The sequence below is a fragment of the Aquabacterium sp. UBA2148 genome (assembly GCF_002328915.1).
In the GTDB taxonomy this organism is placed as follows: Bacteria; Pseudomonadota; Gammaproteobacteria; order Burkholderiales; family Burkholderiaceae_C; genus Aquabacterium; species Aquabacterium parvum.
In genome coordinates this window covers 1-3,033 of the sequence record NZ_DCXA01000079.1, presented here as the reverse complement: position 1 = coordinate 3,033, position 3,033 = coordinate 1, and the positions used below count along the sequence as shown (strand labels likewise).

Annotated in this window: 2 protein-coding genes and 2 pseudogenes; all 4 read left to right on the top strand. The window is 68.3% G+C overall.

What is annotated here, in order from left to right:
* Window positions 1–488, top strand: a pseudogene (locus B2W70_RS04200) (methyltransferase); the annotation flags it as partial.
* Window positions 489–636: 148 nt separating this feature from the next.
* The gene (locus B2W70_RS04195; RefSeq protein ID WP_058087739.1) at window positions 637–822 is read left to right on the top strand and encodes a hypothetical protein; all 186 of its coding nucleotides are present in this window, start codon (window positions 637–639) and stop codon (window positions 820–822) included.
* Between the two features lie 115 nt (window positions 823–937).
* Window positions 938–1,927 carry an AraC family transcriptional regulator gene (locus B2W70_RS04190; protein ID WP_286743169.1) on the top strand — a complete coding sequence of 330 codons (990 nt, stop codon included), beginning with the start codon at window positions 938–940 and terminating at the stop codon, window positions 1,925–1,927.
* Between the two features lie 63 nt (window positions 1,928–1,990).
* Window positions 1,991–3,033: pseudogene (locus tag B2W70_RS04185) on the top strand (hypothetical protein); the annotation flags it as partial.

Below are 3,033 nucleotides of genomic sequence, written 5' to 3'. Positions count from 1 at the left end.
CCACCGAGCTGGGCCCCCGGGCCATCGCCTGCGCGCAGGACAACCTGCAGCGCCTGGGCCTGAGCGACCGCGTTCAGGTCGTTGAGGCCGACCTCTTCCCCGACCCGGCGCGCTTCGGTCGATCTGCCCTGATCGTTTGCAACCCGCCCTGGTTGCCCGGCCAGCCCAGCTCGACCGTTGAGCAGGCGGTGTACGACCCCGACAGCCGCATGCTGCGTGGTTTCCTGGCCGGGCTGGCCGATCGCCTGCTGCCAGGTGGCGAGGGCTGGCTCATCCTGTCCGACATCGCCGAGCGGCTGGGCCTGCGCTCGCGCGAGCAGCTCGAAGGCTGGATCCGCGACGGGGGGCTGAGCGTGGCGGGGCGACTCGACACCCGCCCCCGTCATCGCAAGTCGCAAGACGCCAGCGACCCATTGCACGCGGCGCGCAAGGCCGAGGTCACCAGCCTGTGGCGACTGGTGGCAACGCCTGAGGCGATCGGCCGCTGACCCGGGCCACACGGTCTTCCCGCGCCTCCCCCTCATTCGCGGCATCTGTGTGCCAGACGCCACCCACTTCGCGTGACGCCTGCCAAGCGCCTGTGGCACATTGGGGCACCAGGGCTGTCTGGAAGCCCTGTCCGCGATGGAGGTCCACATGCAAACGCTCGACGAGATGCTTTCGCTGAACCTGTTGACCGCGGACCAGCACCAGGCGATCGGCGCCTGGGTCCGGCAGGCCCGCACGCCTGAGCGCATCCTGCAAATGCCAGCGCACCTTTGGGCCGTGCTGGAGCAGGCCACCACCTTGCTCGACTTCGACGGCAGCGGCCCACCGCACTAGGGATGTCCCGAGTTGGGGGCAGGTAAACCCGGGGTGAGCCATCCGGGCGGCATGGAACGCGACACACTACGGCCCGCGCAGCGACCCATGTGACACGTCGGCGCACCAGATCCACATGCTGATTTCGCCGATACACCTCCGCACCCTGGTCGACACCCTGGCGCTCGATGGCCACCCTTTCCGCGAGGCGATGGCCCTGGCCGGCCTGGATGAACGCGACATCGATGGACAAGGTCCCTGGATCGACGAGTCCGTGTTCGATGGGCTCATGCGTGCCGCCATGACGGTGACGGGCGACCCCGCTTATGGCTTCACCGCCAGCACCAGCCTGGCCCAGACCCGTTACGGCCCGCATGCCCTGCTGATCGTGCACGCGCCCACCCTGCGCCATGCGTTCGAGGACATCCGCATGTTCTCGCCACTCATCGTGGAAGAGACCGAGCTGGACATGGTGATCTCCGGCGAGGAGGCCTGCCTGCTGGCTCGGCCCATGGGCGTGACGCCCGATGGTTTTCGCTTCCGCATGGAGTGGCTGATGTCGCTGTGCGTGCAGCTGTCGCGCCGCGCCGGCAGCCAGGAAGGCGACCTCCTCGACTGCACCTTCCCCTATCCGGCGCCAGCTCACGTGCACCGCTATGAAACCCTGTTCGGTCGACGCGTCCGGTTCGACGCCAGCCAGGGCACCTTGCGCTTTCGAGCTGCGTTGCTCGACGCACCCCTGCCCGGCCACGACCGCGTGGTCTACGACACCCTGCGCTTGCAGGCCGAGACGTTGTTGGCCACCCGCTATCAGCGTCTGGACCTCGTGCAGGCCCTGCGCCAGGCGGTTTTTCGGTCCTTGCCCCGTGTGCCCGATGCCGCCGAACTCGCGTCCCTGATCGGACAGAGTGAGCGCAGCATGCGTCGCCAATTGGCCAAGCGAGAGCTGAGCGTGCCCGATGTGGTGCAGCGCTGCCAGAGAGAGCTGTCGGAGCGGCTGTTGCGCGAAGGCCTGCTGCCGATCAAGCAGATCGCCGACGAGACCGGGTTTTCTTCGGCGAGTTGCTTCCACCGCGCCTTCCGCCGCTGGCATGGGGTCACGCCCAGTGAATGGCGGGAGCGCTGACCCAGGAGCCGTGTCCCCAGCCGTTGACGCTACAGTGTCCGGTGTGTGTCCAGGCTTTGTCTCATGCTCGCTCCTGCGCCTTCTCCCCACGCTTTGACCCTTCGCGGCTGGTTCCGGCTCATCGCCGTGGGCCTGGTGCTGGTCGTGCTCGTGGGGGTGGTGCGGCTGGTGGGGTTGGAGTGGCGGCAGTTCGAGCAGTCCCGCCTGGCCCGGCAAGCGGTTCAGAAGTTGCGCGTGACGCTCGTGGCAGCGGAGATGGTCTCGCGGGAGCGAGGCCCCATGAACGGCATGCTGGGCGACGCCAGCTCAAGCGGGGACCCGGTGTTGCGCGACAAGCTTCAAAAAGCCCGCGCCCGCACCGATGCCGCCTTCGACGCCTACCAGCAGGCGCTCAGCGATGCCAAACCAGGCAAAGCCTGGGCCGAGAGGCACCAGGTGGCCCTGCGCGACCTCAACGCCTTGCGCCTGAGCCTGGCCCAGGCCCGCGCACAGGTCGATCAACTCATCGCCCGACCGCAAACCGAGCGATCGCGCGAGGACATCCGTGCCGCCGTGAGCGCCATGGTGGACCTCGTGCCCAGGCTCTCACCGGCCATGACCTTGTTCGCCGACGAGTCCCAGCAGGCTGATCCGGCCCTGGCCCCGGCCGTCTGGGGGGCCCGCATGGCCGCAGAGTTGCGTGAACGCGCGGGGCTGTTGGGCTCCTTGTTCACGCCCGCCTTGACGCGGCAGCTGCCCTTCACCGTGCCGGAGCATGAGCGCATCGATGAGGCCACGGGACGCATCGATGAGTTGCGTCACCTGATGGTGCTGCGGGTCGAGTCGAGCCCCACGTCCGAGCCCGTTCGCCACGCGCACGTTCGCATGATGCAGCGCTACTTCGGCCACGCGGCCGAGCTGCTCAACGGGGTGCAGGAGGCAGGCCGGACCCATGGGCGCTATGGCATGAGTCCCGCCGAGTTCGCCGCCCTGTATGTGCCGGAGATGGACGCCATCGTGGCCCTGCGTGACGCCCAACTGGCCGAAGCCGAACAGCACAGCATCGAGGCGCGCGAACGCTCACGCCAGTCCCTGCTCTGGCTGGCCGGGCTCACGACCCTGCTCAT